The organism is Amycolatopsis sp. NPDC006131, assembly GCF_040614175.1.
Lineage (GTDB): Bacteria > Actinomycetota > Actinomycetes > Mycobacteriales > Pseudonocardiaceae > Amycolatopsis_E > Amycolatopsis_E tucumanensis.
In genome coordinates this window covers 33,607-50,879 of record NZ_JBEXTX010000024.1, presented here as the reverse complement: position 1 = coordinate 50,879, position 17,273 = coordinate 33,607, and the positions used below count along the sequence as shown (strand labels likewise).

Here is a 17,273-nt window from a genome sequence, read left to right as displayed (position 1 = left end):
CTGCGCTCACTGGAAGCTGCTGCGGAGGTACCAGGGTCACCACAGCGGCGCACCCTCCTCAGCTGTGACAAGGCAGTCGGCGGGCAGCACCGCCCTGCTCAGCTCGCGATCCGCGGTTGTGATCAACACCTGGATGTGGTTGCTCGTGGCCAACTCCGCGAGCTCCTTGAAGACGACGGCCGCGTCGAAGTCTTGTACCTCTTCGGCTTTGGGGCTGTCGATGAGGACGAGACCGGGATGGGTCGAAATCCCGAGCCGTGCACCGACCCGCAGCAAGGCGATCACAACGGCGATGCGCAGCCGTACCTGTTCACCAGGGCTCTGCTTGCCGAAGAACGACTGCGCGCCGCCGCCTTTGATCACCTTCATCTGAGCGGCCCGGTTGACCTCCACCCTTTCCAACGCACTCATCCCGAAACGACGTGCAAGATCGGCGATCTCGGCATTCAGCTCGGTGAATAGAGCCGTGGCAGCGGCTTTGCTGTCCTGATCGAGCACTTTGTCCGCGGCGGCCAACACCTTGAGGACGGTGGACTCCTGGTCTCCCTCGTGCTCGACCGGTTCGGGCACCATCTCCAACGCGCCCTTCCACCGCGCCACTTCAAGCTCGGCGTTCATGCGCTGGCGCACTGTGTCGGCGGTGCCAGCGGCCCGCAACCGCTGTTGCGCCCCGTCCAGCTGCGCCGTGAGCTGGAAGACGGTGGATTCGGCGGATTCCAGCGCCTGTCGCGCCGCGTCTTCGGCCGACTCGCTGGCATCGACACGCCCCTGGGCCTCCGCCTCGACCTCCTCGTCGCTGACGGTCTCACCGACCACCTCGGCGGTGCAGACGGCGCAACGATGAACATCGCGCTCGTCCTGGCGGCGTTGCGTGGTGATCGGTGTCTCGCAGCGCGGGCACGCGCTGGGGTCCAGGCCGTGGAACAGCAGTCGGGCGATCTCGCTTTCCTTGACGTCGTTCAGCGCCTTCTCGTCCGCTTGCCGTTGCCGACGCGCGGCACGATAGACACGGTTGAGCTGGTCCCAGTTCTCTTCAGCGTCGGCAACTTCGCGGGCGAGCCGGCCTGCGGCGTCTGCCAGGTCGGTGAGGGACGGGCCAGGCCCTTGCTGGACGAGTCGGTCGAGTTCGGTCTGTGCGGCCGTGAGCGCCTCCTGGGCTCGGGCACGGTCAGCCGCCCGCTGCTCGGCTGCTTGCCGTGCCCGATCACGTTCCTGGGTGACCTCAGACTGCAAGACTTCACGGGTGGCCTTCACCCGCGTGAGTACCGCGGCGGCCGGCAGGTCGAGGAACACCTGCAGCAGCCGTCCGGGCAGGCCGGCCATGGGCTGATCTCCGAGCAGAGGCTTGTCAGGCCCTGCCGGGAGATTGATCGCGGAGTAGTAGGCGGGCCAGCCATGAGTCTGGGTGCCGACCTGCTTGTCCTTGCTCACTGCGTTCACCAAGGGCTGCAGATCGAGCCGATCGAGCATGAAGGTGGCCACATGCGCGGCGAAGTCGTCTTCGTCTGTCGTATCGACGAGGATCGCCACGCCCTGGCGTCCGGCGGCACCGCTTTCTCCGGCAAGGCTCTCCTTCTGTGGGGCTGCGAGCAGCATGCCCCTGGCCAGGTCGCCCTTATCGAGTGCGAGGCGAAACCCGACCGCCTGCCCCGCAATGCTGACGTCGAGCTCGACTCCCGACAGCCATCTGCGAACGTCGGCCTGCAGGCGATCGCGGGCCGATCCCCGCAAGCACCAGGTGATGATCTCCAAGACACTGGTCTTGCCCCGAAAGTTGGACGCGACCAGTGCGGTGAAGTCGGTGTCGAAGGTGAAGGTGCGGTCGAACGGGCCGTCGTGGTTCGTGCCGGCGCGAACCCCATGGACGCGAAGGCGGTGGACCCGAACCGACCGAGGGCGTGCCGGCGGGTAGGCCAGTGGGATGCCGTGGGTCGTGAAGACCGCGACAACGTCATCCTCAGTGGTTTTGGCCGCCGCGGCTATTCGCGCGACGAGCGAGCCGGAGTGCTCGGCGCGGGATGCCTCCACGGTCATGCCTCCACTCCATCGGCGACCGCGGCCCCCGCCCGCAGCTGGGCGAGACGGCTCCGTGCCCGAGCGCTGATGCTGCCAATCCGTGTCCCACGAGCCGCCGTCGCATACTCGTCCTGCAGGTACTGCCGCTCCTTCAACTGGTTCCCCCCTCGTCCGTCGGCCAGATCGAGCACCAGCTGCACACGATCGACGTAATAGCGAAAGGCCAGCGCCTGGGCAACGACGGTTCGGGCGACCTCGCGGCCCCGAGCCAGCAGGTAGTAGTCGTGTCGCGAGGTACGGCCGACCCAACCGTGGCGGCGACGCACGACCAACCCCGCGCTGCGCAGGACCGCCAGCGCGTCATCGAGCGGCTCGTAGGCGCCGAAATGATGACGCAGCATCGGATATCGGCGTACCTCGGGCTCCTCGGAGTCCAGGATCTGGGCCGCCAAGTCCAGCAGTCTCGGTTCGCCGCTGAGCTCGTAGTCGTTGAGCAACTCGTCGGCGAGGAAATCAGGACTCCTCAGCCAGAAGTCCAGCTTCTGCAGCCGAATTTGCCCCTCCACGACTCCGACAGCGTCCACCAGAGCAGCGTCGTCCCGGATCGGCGCGGGCAGGGGCTCGGCAGCGCCGTCGATCAACAACAAGATCCGCACCGCGTCCTGCTCGCGGCTGGTCACAGCCGCACTGACCTCGTCGTTTCCGTCACCGCTGTCGCCGTCCACGACCAGTCAGCCTAGGCGACGCTGAGTGACAGCCAAAGATCAAACGGCCTGCATGTCGGCTTCGTTATCCACGTGAGAGCGGGGCTCCTACTCAGACCCCTCGCGAGGTCGGGGGGTTGGTTCCCGTGCAGCCGCTGCTGGCATGGTCGAGTCCCGGTTGACCACCTGAACAGCCGTGGACACCACGGCCCGGTCCGGCACGTCGAGGGCTAGTGTGCCGGACCTGATCCGTTGCCCGGTAGGTCGCGCGAGCGACTCGTGGCTCTACCGGGATCCTCGCGACTCACCTTCGCGGCCGAGGTGTGGTAATCACGACTTGGCGCGTTCGGTCTCCCCCCGTCCAGGGCGGCCTTGGAGTCGCCGAACATGCCTGTGTCGAGGTCCGTGTAGACGGGGCTGAAACCGGCGAGGGAAGGTAGACGAGTAGGTCACGGCCATCTCGATCGCCTCGTGGTCGACCCAGGTCAGGCTGGTGTTCTGGAGACGGTCGGCTTCATCGCGGGCGCATCGGCGTACTTCGCGGTCCTCGCTTCCGCGGCTGCTCGCGCGACCTGGCCTCCTCGTCCTTGCTGGGCGTATTCGGCCGCGATGGTGGCGTAGTGCTCGTGAAGCCGCCGGCGGAGGAAGGGGAGCTGCTCGGCGGACGGAGCGGCCCACGGAGCGGGTTGGAAGATCGAAGCGTCCGGGATCGGGTCGGGAATCGTGAGGCCATCGGTTGCCGGGTGCATGAAACGGACTCCAGCCAAGGTCGCGGCGGCGCTGGTCACAGGCGGCGCAGTGCGTGCAGCACGCGGTCGAGAAGCGCCAGGTGCTCGTCGTCGGGCCGCGGTCCCTCCAGCGCGGCCCGCCGCGCGGCGGCTCGTTCCTCGTCGAGGTCCAGCGGAAGCGCGGACGGCCCCGTGGCGGGCAGTTGTCCAAGGCTGGGGAGGTACTCGGTGAGTGGTCCGTTGTCGGCACGGCGGCGCGCGGCTTTACCGTGGACAGCATCGAACGGCAGTCCGGGGGTTTCCGGCGAGCAGCGAGGACTCGGCAGGATCACCATGGCGTCCGCCTTCGTGTCCGGCTCCTCACTACGGTTCACCGCTCTGTGGCAAGCCGGTCGGACTCATGACGGGTTCGGGTCGGTCGTCATCGGGCCAGAAACGGGTGCCACGCAAGACGTGCAGGAAGGGCAGCAACTCGTCGCGAAGTCCCGGCGTGGTGGCGATCGCGCACCGGGAACGGGTGGTGTGAGGGCTGGCGTCGGCATCCAAGACGAGGGCCCCGGCCTCGCGGGCGATGGCGGCCCCGGCCGCGGTATCCCAGGTCCGGTTGCCGAGCAGGACGCAGGCGTCAAGGGTGCCGTCGGCGACCCAGACGAGGTCAAGTGCGGAAGAGCCGTAGCGGCGAAGCCCTTGTGCCCGTGCGGTGAGTTCCCGGTCCACAGTGGAGCAGAGCACGTCTCGTAGGGCAGTGTCCTGGCCGCTGCCATAGTCGCTGAACCCGATCAGGGCTCGATCGAGCGACTCGGTGGCCGAGACGGCGATGAGTTCTCCGTCGCGGTAGGCGCCTTGCCCGTCGGTCGCCCAGTAGCGGTGTCCGAGAAAGGGAAGCGCGGTGACGCCGAGGATGGGCCGGTGGTTGTGCACGAGCCCGAGGGCGATCGCACACAAGGGGCTGCCGTGGTGGTGGTTGATCGTGCCGTCGATGGGATCGAGAACCCAGTAGGTCTCCCGGCTACCAACCGCGCCGGTTTCCTCGCCGAGGAACCCGATCTCGGTGTGCTCGTCGGCAATCAACCGTTGGCGGACAACGTGTTCAACGTCCTCGTCCACTTCGGATACAGGATCGCGGTCGCCCTTGTACCGGATCGAGCGAGGACGGTGGCTGAGGACATGCTCGACCGCAAGATCGATCGCGGCCTGTGCCGCGGTCAGGGCAGTGGTGAAGTCGGGTGCCGACAGCATGGTTCCTTCGGTTCTTCGGACACACCCGGCTCGCGTAGCAGCGTGGAATGGACCGGGCCGTGGACAGTGAGGGTCAGGAGTGGTGCGGCCACCACGGGCGTTCGACGGTCAGCGCGTCGCTTCGCAGTCGTTTCGCGATGACCGCGGGGCGCAGCTCGATTTGGTGGAGGTCCGCCTCGGCGAGCCACCGCAGTTCGTGTTCGCTGGCCCAGGCGGCTTCGGGGCCGGCGAGAGTCACGTCGAACAGCAGCGCGAGCTCATAGAGCGCAGGCTCGTCTGGTGAGGTGTGGTCGCGCAGTTCCACCGTCGCGCAGAAGTCGAGGTAGGCGACGTCGACGTTGGTCTGTTCCCGCAGGGAGCGCCGCAGGGCGTCCTCAACGGATTCACTGGGCCGTACTCGACCGCCGGGTAGCCGGAAGGCGCTGGCGTCCCGGTCTCGTACGAGTAGAAGGCGCTCGTCGTGCCCGACGAGGCCGTATACCGCGACAAGCGGACCGAGAGCGGGAGCGGTGGAGGAGGTCATCATAGTGCTCTCACGATCGACGGACAGGACGATATCGAGGCGACGCCTCGAAGTGAGCAAGGACTTGAAGGCCGCGTGCAGGTCTTGGTGCTCATCGCGTCACCGGGGGTTCGTAGACGGCGGTGTTCAGCCGGGTCTCGCGGACCAGGACCCGCTCGATCCGCGCACCGTCGGCGCGGGCAAGTTCGGCCAGCGCGCTCTCCGCGACTCGGCCTAGCAATACCGCCACGGCTTCTACCGTGGGCCACGGCAGCCCGTACCCGAATTCTTCGGCGCCGTCGGCCGGGCGCTCGGCTCCAAAACGGAACACTCGGTTGCCATCGGCGACCAGCGGGGCGATCAGCCGATCACGGACACCGAGCATCGTGGCGTGGTCGAGGTGCTCGTCGATCCAGCGCCGCACCCCGACCTTCAATGCGCCGAACTCCACGACGGTCACCTCGGGGCTCAGCTCTGCTGCGCTCACCGTCACGGCAACCGACCAGGAGTGGCCGTGCAGGTTTACGCATTTGCCGCCCAGGTGCGGCAAGCGATGCCCGGACTCGAAGGAGTGCTCGATGGTGATCTTGTGCGACATCAGCGGGGCACCAGGTTCGACTGGTCAACCGGCGCGGGTGAGCGTGCTGGTTGCACCTCGCGCATATCCACTGAAACAAGCTCACTTTCCGTAGTGAGAGGGTGGCTGAGACCGGTATGGCCTGCGGTGGGCGGTCGGGGGTCGCCCACCGCAGGCCGAATCCCAGTCAACGACGCCGCCCTTGCCGATCACCAGAGCGGCCGTGCGGCGAGAACGAGGCGTCAACGAGGCGACCCAGGCGCTGACCAGCGCGCTGTTGGTCTGCTGGAGCGAGGGGCTTCACCCAGATGGGCATGCAACTGCGATTGGCGATCAGTCGGGTCGTCAGCCGTGGTCGAGAACGGAGCGGCCATGAGGCAGCGATGAGGCGACACCCTCCCTACGCTGCGAAAACCGGCGAGTACTGTGCGCTATGGAGGGTCTGGAAGGAGGGACAACGACGATGGCAGCACGGCCTCTCACCCCGCTCGCCGTTGCCCGCGAGGCCGCTGGTTATACCCAGGAAGCCCTCGCCGTCACCCTGAAGGTCGAACGGACCACCATCGGACGTTGGGAACGTGGGGTCCAGTCACCTCAGCCTTGGCAGCGGCGCGGCCTCGCCACCGCCCTGCAGGTCTCGCTCGACGTACTCGACGACCTGCTGCGACGTACCCTTCGGCGACCTGCTGACAACATCACGACGGTCCTGGTCTCACCTTCGTCGAGCCTGGTGACGACCCCCGTCGAGCAAATCGTTCACCAGGACGGACCGGAGCCCGAGGCCGACGTCATCCACGCCGCCATCCCGCGCCTGCGCCGCGCGCTTGACCGGCTGGATCTGCCTGACGACGGACCAACCAGGTCTCCGGACGATCTGCACGGTGAGATCATCCGCGCCAGCGACGACCGGCTGCAGTCCCGCTACGGCAACCTCGCCCGCCGCCTGCCCGACCTCATCGCCGAACTCGCCCGCGCCGGTCAGCTGGGCGACGCGGCAGGCCAGCGCCACGCCGCCGCCCTACTGACCTTGGCGTTGCGGGCTGCTGACGGCGTGGCGTTCAAGTTCGGATACCTGGATCTGTCCGCCCGCCTGATCGACCTGATGCGCTCGGCCGCCCAGATCGCCGAGGACCCGCTGCTGCTGGCCGCCGTGGCATACGTGCGCACCGAAACCTTCTTCGCCACCGGCGACCTGGACACCGCCGCTCGCGCTCTCGAACTCGCCGCTGACCACGTGCCCGATCTCGACACGACCTCCTCCTTGGCCGCGTTCGGCGCCCTGCACATGCGCGCCGCGGTGGTGGCCGGCCGGGCGGGCAAAGCTGACCTCGCGGCCGACCACCTGCGTGAGGCCCGCCGCGCCGCGGGCAGTGTGCCCGAGGGCATCTACGTGGGTACCGCGTTCGGCCCGGCCTCGCTGCGCATCCACGAACTCGCGGTCGCCGTCGAACTTCGAGATCCATTGGGTATCGAACGCGCCGCGTACTGGCACCCGCCCCACGAACTGCCCGCCGAGCGTCGTTCCCACTACTTCATCGATCTGGCCCGCGCCCAGCTCACCCTCGGTCGCCACGAAGACGCTCACCTGTGTCTTCAGGCTGCACGCCAGGCCGCGCCCGAGCACACCCGCACCCACCCGCAGGTCCGCCAATCCCTCTCGTCCCTCCTGCGCACCCACAGCGCGCCCAGCGCCGGCTTGCTCGACCTCGCTGCTTGGGCCCGCGCTCGCTGATCCGCCTGTCACCAGCCGCTCAGTGCGGGGACAGCAGATCCGGCAGGTCGTGAAGGGAGTCGATCACCCAATCCGCGTCGCGACGCACCAGCGGGTCATCAGCCCACAGGTAACCCCACGGGCCGCGCCGGATCAACGCCGTGCGGAATCCCGCTGCCTTCGCGGCGACTACGTCGTTGTCCCGGTGGTCACCCACGTACATCGTCTCGCCTGGCCCGTCGGGCACCATCTCTGCGACGCGGGCGAAGAACTCGGGCGAAGGCTTGGTGACACCCCACTCGCCCGAGGTCGCGACCTGGTCCACCGGCAGGCCCAGCGCACGCAATAGCTCGGCCGCGCGGGCGGTCTGGTTCCCGGCCACCCCCACCCACAAGCCGAGCTCCCGCAGCCGCGCCAAGCCGGGCCGGGCGTCGGGATAAAGGTCGCCGTCCTCGATACGCTCACCCAGTCCGGCCTCTTCCCGTAGCCGCCGTTCGCGGGCGAGGTCGAAGCCGGGCTTGAAGTACTGGAACGTCTCGGCGTTGTCCCGGCCGGCAGCGGTGACCGCACCCAGCACAGTCGAGAAGGTATGACGTGGCACGCCGATCCAGTCGGCCCACGCACCCCACTCGCGCGAGTCGTCCAGCAACGTCTCGCCCACATCGAACACCACCGCAGTCACCATGCTCCTACTCCTACGTCACCCACGAACACCGCACCACAGAGGGCCCTTGCGGGCCCACACAGCCCCGCCGACCTCGCCGCTGCGGAAGCCGGTCAGGCCGCCGCGTGGTCTGCCACGCCGAACACGCAGGCTGCACAACGTGCGCAGATCGGGGCTGCCATCCTGAACCGATGAGCACCTCCGGTCAGGGCCGCGGTCGTGACGACTTGGGACACGCGCTGTTGGCCCAGCACCCTCGTGGCGAGCAGTGGCGACAGCTTGATGTGACCATTGCCAACCTGACCTTCGAGCAGATCACTCGTATGGGCTCACTCGGCGAGGAGCGCGCCTCCGATCGCCAGGCCGTCCGGGACAGGATCATCGCGCGGATCATCGACCCCGAGTTGGCCGGACGGCTCGCCTCACGGTGGATCCGGTGGAAGGACACCTTCGGCCTGCCGATGCCCGCCGAACTCGATGACCCGATCGCCGTGCTGCACCACCCCTACCTGCTGGCCCGGCAGGCTTCACCGGACCACTCCGGCTGGCACAAGGTGGTCCTGCCCGTGTTCGACGCCGGACTGGCGATCGCAGCGGCAGGCCACGACGACGAGGGAATCGCCGACTACGAATTGCTCACCGCTCCGTGGCGGCAGACCTGTCTGCCCTCGCGATACACCGCGACTGACGCCTACGGCCCTCACACCCAAGCCGCGCTGCGAGTCCTGCGCCATGCCGAAGCCACGCCGGCAGCGGTTGCGCGCCGGATGGGTCGGGTGTGCACGGAAATCGACGAGCAACGCTGGGAAGCGGCTTGTGCCGCGGTCACCGAGGCGTCGATCGCGTGGGGGTTCCCGCTCCGGGCGCGCTCCCTGTATTGGGAGGCCGTTCCAGCCGCTGAGGATGCCGTCGGCGAGTCACCCACAGACACGTCGGTCGTCAACGCATTGTGGGGCGCGGCGATCTCGCAGGCGTTCGCCGGACGACTCGACTCCGACACCAGCGCGCTTTTGGCCAGCCCTTGGCGGACGGCGGGACTTTCACTCCCTGGATGACCCACCTCGCCGCGCTCCACGGCAACGGTCAGGTCCTGCCTCTGCCTGACACCGAGGTCGCAGATCGGCGACGAGATTATCCGGCCGGGTCGTAGGTGAGGACGAACCTGCTGTGGGTCTTGTCGATGGCGGGGCCCGCCAGTTCGCTGTCCGGGGTATCGGCCGGGTAGACGATGAGCGATGGCGTGTGGTGGTTCCGCTCGGGCGCCCAGGATCGGATCTCGACGCAGAGGTACTCGGTCAGCTCGTCGGCGGTCGGGCCGTGACCGATCGCGCCCAACTCCCATCGCACCTCGTCGTCGGATTCCAGGCGGCGGGCGGTGAGATAGACCAGCGTGTCGCCGTCGACCAGCGCCATGCGCCACCACCCACCGATCGGGTCACACACCTCGGGTGGGACGTCGGCGTGGACCTTGATCCGGCACACGCGCGGGTCGGTCACGGTCAGGCGGAGCCAGAGCCCGTCATGCGACTCGTTCCTGGCGATCGTGGTCCCGGACCAGGCGGTGACACGCGGCTGGTCAAGCACTCCACGCAGCGCATCGAGGTCCACGGCCTGATCGCGGTCCCAATGGAGCGAAACCAACTCGTCGGCGGTGATCGAGCCGCTGAGTTCGCCCTCGCCGTCACCGACCAGGTACACGAAGCCGCACAGGTGGAGCGAGTCGGAGACCAGGCGGCCATCGGTGTAGGTGAAGGCGACGCTGCGTCCCTGGCCGCGCCACCGCAGCGGGGCGACCAGCCGTCCTCCGGGCGCGAGCTGTTTCCACCACGCGACCGGGATGTCCCACGGTGAGACGGTGGCGATCATGCGGTCGTACCGCGCGCGGTCGGGGTAGCCGAGCCCGCCATCGCCAGTGACGACGTGCACGTCGCCGTAGCCGGTGGCGGTCAGCGCTTGTGCGGCTTTCGCGGTCACGTCCGGGTCGATGTCGATCGTGGTCACCAAGTCCGCGCGGCCGGTCAACCGGGCAAGCAGGCAGGCGTTGTACCCGGTACCCGCGCCGATTTCCAGGATGCGGTTGCCGGGTTGGACGTGAAGCTGGTCGAGCATCGCCGCGACCAGCCACGGCGCCGAGGCGCAGGACAACGACCGGCCGTCCTCGAACCGGTGTGTGACCACCGCCTGCCACGGGTCGTACGCGGCGTCCAACCCGACGTCCGGAACGAACTCGTGGCGTGGCGTATCGAGCAGCACCCGCTCGACCTCGCTGAGCTGCGCGTACCCCGCCTTGCGGACCTTGGCGACCATCTCCGCGCGCAGCGGTTCCGGCGACACGGTGGTGGTATCGGTGCCCATTGCATCCCTTCTCGGTCAACGATCAACTCTGCGACGGCCGTAGTCAGCATGGGCTCCGACGGCGACCCATCCAGACATGAGATGGGGCGCACACCCTGGGTTGTTCGGGCCGGCTGGTCTCGCCGAAGCGTGCCGCGAAGGCGGCACCTCCCTTCGGTGCAGCCGGAGGTAGTCAAGTGCCAATGGGGCCATCCCCTCAAGCGCGTCGGGGCAATGCCGTGCACGTGTGAATGAGGTATCACCTAGCTTGACCTGCATGAACATGGCGACTCGACGCCGACGATTCCACCATTCGGGGGCATCCAGCCTTCAGACCGTTCATTCGCGGGCTGGGACACGGCGGGCGTTGCTCTCCGCAATGTCCGGGGTGGCTGCGGCGTCGGCTTAGGCTGGGTCAGGTGATTGACCAGTTGACCGTGGAAGCGGCGGTCGCCGATGCTCGCCTTGCCGCGATGGAGTTCGATGACGCCCAGGCGTGGCTGCGCGCCTATCAGACGCTGATGGAGCCGCTCGCGGCCGAGGTCTGGGTCATGGACCCGTCCTACAGCCACGTCCTGCTCGTGCGGCACCGCGTGCGTGGATGGGTACCGCCTGGCGGAAAGGTCGAGCCGGGCGAGACGCCGCGGGCAGCCGCAGCCCGTGAACTCGTGGAGGAGGCCGGCGTGGCGGGCGAGCTGCTGCCTGTGCCGGCCGCGGTGGCTGTCCGCTCTTTCCGTGCCGACTGGGCGCCGACGCTGAGCCTGTCCTACGGGGCCGTCGTCAGTCGTGATGTGCCGCTCGGCGGGGAGACCGGCCAGCCGTCGAAGTGGGTCGACCTGGACGAGACGTGGGAGAGCGTGTTCCCCGAGGACCGCGACCGCATCCGCGCGTACGTGCGCCGATTGGCGGCGGGGAACGTAGTGGGAGCGCACTGAGGCCCATCGCCGGTACACGGTCAGAGGACCTGGTCGATCGAGCTCAGGGTGTCGTCGGGCAGCGTCACCAGCTGGAGCTCGTGAAGGAATCGAATCCACACCGGCTCCAAGCCGGGGTTCGCGGTGAACTGCTCCTCGCTCAGCTGCCCTTCGGCATAGGCCGCGGTGCGGTGCGCGTACTGCTGGAGCTGGTCTTGGTGCAGCCATCGGGGGGCTCGCACCTCTTGGCCGGAAGGTCGGATCGTTCCAGACGTCTGGGCTCGATAGATCCACCACTGATGGCCGACGTGGCCGCTGGTCGGCCGGCGGCAGTGGTTGGGCCGCCATGCGGTCAGCAGCAGGTGAAGGGACGTGACGGTCAGGCCGACTTCCTCGGCGACCTCAATGTGGGCGGCTTGCTCGGGCACTCCGTGCTGGTCGACATGACCGGCGACCGGCGCGATCCCCGCCGGGGGCCTCACCCGTTCGAAGACCAGCAGCCCGTCCGGTGAGGAGATGAGCACACCAACGGCCGCGTGATCGCAGTACTTTGTCCCGCTGCCGCGGCTGCTGTTCGGAGGCGGGGCGGTCAACGTAGTTCCCTGGGCCGCTGCGCGACCACCACGAGCCAGCTCGTCACGGTAGGCGTGTCGGGCGTGGTCAGCGAGTACGCCTTGTCGAGGATGTCCATCCGCTGAGCGTGCGTGAACTCCCCGTCGGGGCGAGCGAAGACCGGAATCGACAACCACGCCTTCTTCTCCGCCATCGTGCTGTGCTGGGCGACGACCTCGGTGTCGAGCACGGTCAACCCGGCGACGGAGAGATGGTCGGCGACCGCGTCCAGCGGCAGCTTGGGAGCTTCCTCGGTGGTCGGCGGCGGGGCGTAGCCGTAGTCGTTGGCCGCCACTTGGTGAATCAGGGTGTTCAGCGACGGTCCGGGACGCACGCTGGTCTCATCGGGGTGGCGGACGCCAGCGAAACCGCCGCCGATGTTGAACACGAACCGGCCCCCTGGCCGCAGGACCTGGCGGACGGCGGCGAACACCTGTGCCACGTCGGTCTTCCAGATCGCGGAGTTGCACACCACGGCGTCCGCCGCGCCGGGAACGTGCTCGGCCAGGTTCTCGGCCGGGGCCGTGACCCAGGTCAGGCGCGGGTCGGTCAGGGTCCGCCTGCCGACACGTTGCATGGCCGCAGCGTTGTCCAGGGAGATGACCTGGGCCTGGGAAGGGACGAGATCGAGGATCGCTTCCGCAGTCGCGCCTGCTCCGCCGCACAGGTCGACCACCAGGCTGCTGCCGGCGAGACCGGCGCGGTGGGCAAGGTCTCGACTGGTGGCGCCGTACATGGGGAAGTCACGGGTGAAGGCGGCATACGCCTCTGCGGTGGTGTCCTCGTCCCAACCGAGAACGGCGTCCAGGGGTGCCATGTGGGTACCTCGCTTCAGGATGCAGGGCCGGGTTCTTCGCGAACGGACGCTGACCAGCCAGGCGGGGGCGGTTAGAAGAGAGAGTTCTGGAACGCAGCGACGGGCGACGCGAACGGGCCGAGTGTGATGCGGCGAACCTTGAGGGCGCCGAGGTCGAGCACGTAATCCACCTCGTCGTCACCGTCCAGGACGGCCAGCACCTGCGTGCCGACGCACGAAACGACGGTGAAGCCGTGCTCACCGTCGCGCAGATCGTGTGGATACAGCATCCGTACACCGTCGGCGACGCGCATACGGTCGCCTTCGGCAGGAGGGATCCACTTCTCCGGCATCGCCGAGGTGTCCATGGCGGCGAGGGCGTCAACGGCGCGGGCGACGTGGCGGTCGTGGGTCGCGGTCGCCGCGGTCAGGTCGGTCAGGTTGGCCAACGCCTTGAGCTTGGTCGAGGCTCGCACGGTCTGGGGCATCTGCAGGCCGCGGGTGATGGCGTCTTCGAGGTGCCGTACGGCCCGGCCGTCGGGACTCTTGGTCAGGTAGGTGGCGATCAGGGCGCCCTGTTCGTCGAGGCGGGATTGCTTGCGTGGTTCGGCTGCGGTGCCGACCTTGGTCGCGCCGTCGGCGAAGGTGGCCAGATAGAGCCAGTGCGGTTGGTCCATGTACTGGCGCAGGGCTTCGGGAACGTTGCCGCCCTGGTGGAACTGGTGGGCGAAGCGGAACTCGTCCTGGCGCAAGCACCGGGCGCACTGGTCGCCCTGCTCGGTCGGCGCGCGGTCGGGGCACGCGATGGCCTCGACGCGCACCGTGTCGGCGAACCGGTACCGGCCGGTGCACCACCGGCCGGTATCAACCGCAAAGCCGAGTCGTTGGTTCATGATCTCGGCGTAGACCAGCGGCCCCTCGGGCAGCGGGGCCAGCAGCAGCCGGGGATCTCCTGTCGCCCAGGTGATGCCGTGGCACACGTACTCGCCGTCGGTCGGTTGGGTCGCTGGCATGGTGCGTTCCTCGTGGTGGCTGCGGGCAGGGTCAGATGGCGAGCTGGAGGCGGTCGGCGAGCGCGTCGGCGGCGGTCTTGAAGACCGCGTCGCGGTCCATGTTGGTCACGTCCATCGACAGCCATCCGCCGCGCTGCTCGTGCTCGCGCAGCTTCGCGAGAACGATGTCCTGGTAGCGGATGAAGTCCTCGTCCGTGCCGCCGGAGTGGCCGGTTTCCAGGGAGCTGAACTCGCCCTTGCGGGCGAGCGCGTCGCGGGCGCTGATGCGCAGGAAGAACACCAGGTCGGGTTCGGTGAGGTGGGCGAAGACCTGCTCGGCCAAACTGGTGGAGACGTCGGGATTCACCGCGTAGCGAGCGAGGATCTTGTGGTGGGCGTTGTCGAGGATCACGTGGGTTCCGGCGGCGAGAGCGGGTTGGATGACGAGTTTGTCCTGGAGGGTGTACCAGGCGGCCAGCGCCAGCAGCCAGTAGTGGTCGCCGCACGCCTGGGCGACGCGGGCGTCGCGGCGATAGACCAGCGCGTTGAGCCGATCGACGTAGGCGGACAACTCCGGGTCCATCGGGACTTCGGTGCTGTGCTTGCCGATCAGGATCGCTTCGTGGCCGGCCTCGTTGAGCGCTTGGTGCAGGCGGGTGGCGAGGGTGGACTTGCCCGCACCGTCGATACCGACCACCGTGATCTCCCGCCCGCGCGCAGGGTTGAAAAGTGGTGCTGCGTTCGTCATGTGGTGCCCTCCAAGGGGTTCAGATCGGCCGAGCGGCCAGTCGGTTGGCGATGATGTCTTGAATCTGTCTGATTAGGACGGTGCGCCGTCGGACAACGTCGCGGTGACGCTCGTTGGACAAGTCCGCGGGGTAATGGCGAGCGAGGTTGTTGGAAATGACATGTAGATAGCCGAAATCGATCCCGGCATCGCGTGCTGCGACCCCCATGGGACCGATCTCCGGATCGACGAATGCGTGCTCGGCGTGCTCGGTCAGCCAGTCCCGGTTCTCCAGCAGGATCGAGGGTGAGGTGACGTGGACGCCGGTGTGCACGCCCGCTTGGGCGGTAGCGAAGTCACCGAAGAAATCGGGCCACGTGACGACGCTGCCGCCGACGAGGCTCGTGTTTCCGGTGGCCAGTCGCGTGTTGGGCTCGATGTCGGGGTTCAGCGCGCCGACTTTGCCGACGTAGACGACGTCGCGGGCGCCGAGCTCCGCCAGGCGCGTGACCACGCGCCCGGCGACGTCGCCCCAGATGCTGTGCAGGAAACCGAGGTAGACCACCCGGCGGCCGTGGATCTCGGTGCGTTGCCAGGCGTAGCCGTGCCCGTAGTTCCACACACCGTCCGGCGGGGCGAGGTGCGCCAAGCCCCAGCCGACGATCACGAGGTCGCCGTCAAGTTCGAGGTCGAGCTTCCCCACCGCCTCGCGGGACAACGTCGGGTCGGGCAACTCGTAGGTGACCGTGTCTGCCGCTTTTCCTGTCATGGACAGGTACGTGGCGATGATCAGCGCGTAGTGGTGGACGTAGTCGGCACCGGGGAATGCCTTGACGATGAGGTCACGGCCTTGGACATCAGCGGTGGGGCGCTCGAAGTTGAACAGCTTGCCGGTCTTCTCGTGCGCGGAGATCACCGCTTGGCGGTCGTAGCCGCCGACGACGTGGATGCTGTCCCAGTCGTGGTCCTGGATCAGATGGTGCACCTTGATCTGCAGGTAGCGCAGAAGGCGGTCCGGGGCCATCGTGTGCCCGTCCACCGCGATGGGAGAACTGCGCAACGCCGAGTCGGGGCGTGCGGGCAGGACCGCATTGGCGAGCAGGTTCATCAGGCGGCCTCCGGGATACGGACGCTGCTGCCGGCCGCCTCGCGGACGACGGCGATGTTGCGTCGGATCAGGTCGAACCGTTCCTCGGGGATGGGGCCCAACTCCTCGATCCGAGGAGTTTTGGGCTTCTCGTAGGGGCCGCCGGGCAGCATCTCGATGCCCATCGCGCCGAGGATGACCGGTGCGGCGCCGTCGACCGAGGCGATCCATTCGTGCTCGCGCTGTTCGACAAGTTCCAGATGCCCGGTGCGGCCGAGGCCGAGCAGCCGATAGACGATGCGATCCTCGATCATGCCGTGGTCTTCCAGATACCGGGTGGCCGCCCAGCGGGTGCGGCAGAGCTGATCTTCGGGCGCGGGACGCCGGGATGCGGGCAGCGCGATCGCTCCGACGTAGTCGCTGGAAGCGAAGTAGTCGTAGCAACGCAGCCACTCTTGATCGTCTGCCGCGTGCAGCACGACGCACAGGCGGAACTCGTCGCTCAGGTCGAGGATTTCGCGGGCGGCTTCGTCGCTGGCCTTGATGGTGGCGGCGCCGTCGCGCATGACGTCCGGGAGGATGATCTCGCGGGCGTCGACTATGCGGGCCGCCGCGATCAGGTCGGCGGCCGGCAGCGCGTGGCCGAGATCGAAGACCCCGTTGTCCACAATGATCTCCGCACCCCGCTGGGCCTCGCGGTGGAAGAACGCGCGGTAGGCAGCGTCGGTCAGCACACGCTGGGCCGCCACGTGGTGGACGCTGGCGGGTTCCTGGGCGACGAAGGCGTCCAGGTAGTCGGGCGGCGCGATCGCGGAGAAGGCGATGCTCTTGGCCATCAGGCGGCCCTCCACCTGTCGGTGGCGAGGGTGAGGAACTGTTGGGAGAGCACAGGATCGCTCTCGAATCGGCCGCCAGCCTGCACTGTGGTGGTACGAGCCGCCTCCATCCGCACGCCCCGCGCACTCATGCACAGATGCGTGCCGCGGACCGCGACGGCCAGGTCGGTACAGCCGATCACGACGGCGATCTCGTCCGCTACCTGCCGGGTGAAGCGCTCCTGCACCTGAAGACGACCCGCGTACCGCTGCGCGATGCGGCCGAACTTCGACAGACCCATCACCTCGCCGTCCGGCACGTAACCGACGGCGACGTCCAGGTTCATGGGCAGCAGGTGGTGCTCACACAGCGACCAGACGCTCATACCGCTGATCACGACCAATTGGCCGCTCAGGTGCTGCTCGGTGAAGCAGGTCGGTGCGGCCGACGGCTCCGGGGACAAGAAATCGCTCCACCACGCGGCGACTCTGGCCGGCGTGTCCGACAGGCCCTCCCGTCCGGGGTCCTCGCCGATCGCGGCGAGGAGTTGGCCGACAAGGTCGGCGACGCGCTCGGTGTCGACCGGGCCCGGCGGCGCCAGATCCTGGCTTTCGCTGGGAGCCAGCCTGTCGAGGGTGTTTGTCACGGACTTCGCCTCGCTTCCGGGTTTGGTAAATGGGTCAAAGACGTCAGCAGCTGCGGCTCGTGGTAGCGCCCCGGCGTGCAGGCGCTGGGCGACGTGCCAGCGCAGCGACGACGACCGCGAGCATCAGGGTGGTCTCGGTCAGGTCCTCGGAAGGCGTCCTTCAACAGGAGGTCGCTGAGGTTTTGGTGCTGGCGCGGGAAACCGCGCG

General features: G+C 68.0%; 19 protein-coding genes. 3 read left to right on the top strand and 16 right to left on the bottom strand.

Translation table 11 applies throughout. The features are described from left to right. Window positions 1–36: 36 nt before the first annotated feature. The 7 genes from ABZ215_RS15535 to ABZ215_RS15505 all read right to left on the bottom strand — a co-directional run bounded on the left by ABZ215_RS15535 (window position 37) and on the right by ABZ215_RS15505 (window position 5,787). Window positions 37–2,034: a hypothetical protein gene (locus ABZ215_RS15535; protein WP_354950041.1), complete on the bottom strand. Its 1,998-nt coding sequence runs from the start codon at window positions 2,032–2,034 to the stop codon at window positions 37–39. Then, entirely contained in the window at window positions 2,031–2,741 is a 711-nt protein-coding gene (locus ABZ215_RS15530) for a hypothetical protein (RefSeq protein ID WP_354950040.1), read from the bottom strand. Before ABZ215_RS15530 ends, ABZ215_RS15535 begins: the two co-directional genes overlap by 4 nt. 464 nt (window positions 2,742–3,205) lie before the next feature. Then, window positions 3,206–3,508 (bottom strand): hypothetical protein, encoded by a 303-nt coding sequence (locus ABZ215_RS15525; RefSeq protein ID WP_354950039.1) that lies wholly within the window; start codon window positions 3,506–3,508, stop codon window positions 3,206–3,208. Continuing rightward, window positions 3,505–3,822, bottom strand: a complete 318-nt coding sequence (locus ABZ215_RS15520; RefSeq protein ID WP_354950038.1) for a hypothetical protein — start codon at window positions 3,820–3,822, stop codon at window positions 3,505–3,507. The genes ABZ215_RS15525 and ABZ215_RS15520 overlap by 4 nt, the downstream gene beginning before the upstream one ends. Continuing rightward, the gene (locus ABZ215_RS15515) at window positions 3,812–4,687 is read right to left on the bottom strand and encodes an inositol monophosphatase family protein (protein WP_354950037.1); all 876 of its coding nucleotides are present in this window, start codon (window positions 4,685–4,687) and stop codon (window positions 3,812–3,814) included. Before ABZ215_RS15515 ends, ABZ215_RS15520 begins: the two co-directional genes overlap by 11 nt. Window positions 4,688–4,760: 73 nt before the next feature. Continuing rightward, the gene (locus ABZ215_RS15510; protein WP_354950036.1) at window positions 4,761–5,213 is read right to left on the bottom strand and encodes an NUDIX domain-containing protein; all 453 of its coding nucleotides are present in this window, start codon (window positions 5,211–5,213) and stop codon (window positions 4,761–4,763) included. 88 nt (window positions 5,214–5,301) lie between these two features. Next, a complete protein-coding gene (locus ABZ215_RS15505; RefSeq protein WP_354950035.1) occupies window positions 5,302–5,787 on the bottom strand; it encodes a 6-carboxytetrahydropterin synthase in 486 nt (161 codons plus the stop codon). Window positions 5,788–6,229: 442 nt separating this feature from the next. Here ABZ215_RS15505 and ABZ215_RS15500 point away from each other — a divergent pair, with 442 nt between their 5' ends. Continuing rightward, on the top strand, window positions 6,230–7,498 hold the full coding sequence (locus ABZ215_RS15500) for a helix-turn-helix transcriptional regulator (protein ID WP_354950034.1): 1,269 nt from the start codon (window positions 6,230–6,232) through the stop codon (window positions 7,496–7,498). A gap of 19 nt (window positions 7,499–7,517) precedes the next feature. On the opposite strand, the gene ABZ215_RS15495 is transcribed toward ABZ215_RS15500, so the two are convergent. Beyond that, window positions 7,518–8,162, bottom strand: coding sequence for an HAD family hydrolase (locus tag ABZ215_RS15495; RefSeq protein ID WP_354950033.1), 645 nt, complete (start codon window positions 8,160–8,162; stop codon window positions 7,518–7,520). Window positions 8,163–8,332: 170 nt separating this feature from the next. Here ABZ215_RS15495 and ABZ215_RS15490 point away from each other — a divergent pair, with 170 nt between their 5' ends. Continuing rightward, a complete protein-coding gene (locus ABZ215_RS15490) occupies window positions 8,333–9,196 on the top strand; it encodes a hypothetical protein (RefSeq protein WP_354950032.1) in 864 nt (287 codons plus the stop codon). A gap of 76 nt (window positions 9,197–9,272) precedes the next feature. Here the strand turns inward: ABZ215_RS15490 and fxlM are convergent, their stop codons facing one another. Next, complete coding sequence (gene fxlM, locus ABZ215_RS15485) at window positions 9,273–10,496, bottom strand: methyltransferase, FxLD system (protein ID WP_354950031.1); 1,224 nt, start codon at window positions 10,494–10,496, stop codon at window positions 9,273–9,275. 398 nt (window positions 10,497–10,894) lie between these two features. Here fxlM and ABZ215_RS15480 point away from each other — a divergent pair, with 398 nt between their 5' ends. Further along, window positions 10,895–11,410 carry an NUDIX hydrolase gene (locus ABZ215_RS15480; RefSeq protein ID WP_354950030.1) on the top strand — a complete coding sequence of 172 codons (516 nt, stop codon included), beginning with the start codon at window positions 10,895–10,897 and terminating at the stop codon, window positions 11,408–11,410. A 20-nt stretch (window positions 11,411–11,430) separates the two neighbouring features. Here the strand turns inward: ABZ215_RS15480 and ABZ215_RS15475 are convergent, their stop codons facing one another. From ABZ215_RS15475 to folE, 7 genes are all read right to left on the bottom strand, one after another. Further along, a complete protein-coding gene (locus tag ABZ215_RS15475; protein WP_354950029.1) occupies window positions 11,431–11,982 on the bottom strand; it encodes an NUDIX hydrolase in 552 nt (183 codons plus the stop codon). Next, entirely contained in the window at window positions 11,979–12,818 is an 840-nt protein-coding gene (locus tag ABZ215_RS15470; RefSeq protein WP_354950028.1) for a class I SAM-dependent methyltransferase, read from the bottom strand. The genes ABZ215_RS15475 and ABZ215_RS15470 overlap by 4 nt, the downstream gene beginning before the upstream one ends. 71 nt (window positions 12,819–12,889) lie before the next feature. After that, window positions 12,890–13,777 (bottom strand): DUF2797 domain-containing protein, encoded by an 888-nt coding sequence (locus tag ABZ215_RS15465; RefSeq protein ID WP_354950027.1) that lies wholly within the window; start codon window positions 13,775–13,777, stop codon window positions 12,890–12,892. 64 nt (window positions 13,778–13,841) lie between these two features. Further along, window positions 13,842–14,486 carry an AAA family ATPase gene (locus ABZ215_RS15460; RefSeq protein WP_354950026.1) on the bottom strand — a complete coding sequence of 215 codons (645 nt, stop codon included), beginning with the start codon at window positions 14,484–14,486 and terminating at the stop codon, window positions 13,842–13,844. Between the two features lie 70 nt (window positions 14,487–14,556). After that, complete coding sequence (locus ABZ215_RS15455) at window positions 14,557–15,624, bottom strand: hypothetical protein (protein ID WP_354950025.1); 1,068 nt, start codon at window positions 15,622–15,624, stop codon at window positions 14,557–14,559. Further along, window positions 15,624–16,439, bottom strand: coding sequence for a hypothetical protein (locus ABZ215_RS15450; RefSeq protein WP_354950024.1), 816 nt, complete (start codon window positions 16,437–16,439; stop codon window positions 15,624–15,626). Before ABZ215_RS15450 ends, ABZ215_RS15455 begins: the two co-directional genes overlap by 1 nt. Beyond that, entirely contained in the window at window positions 16,439–17,065 is a 627-nt protein-coding gene (gene folE, locus ABZ215_RS15445) for a GTP cyclohydrolase I FolE (RefSeq protein ID WP_354950023.1), read from the bottom strand. Before folE ends, ABZ215_RS15450 begins: the two co-directional genes overlap by 1 nt. Between the last annotated feature and the right edge of the window lie 208 nt (window positions 17,066–17,273).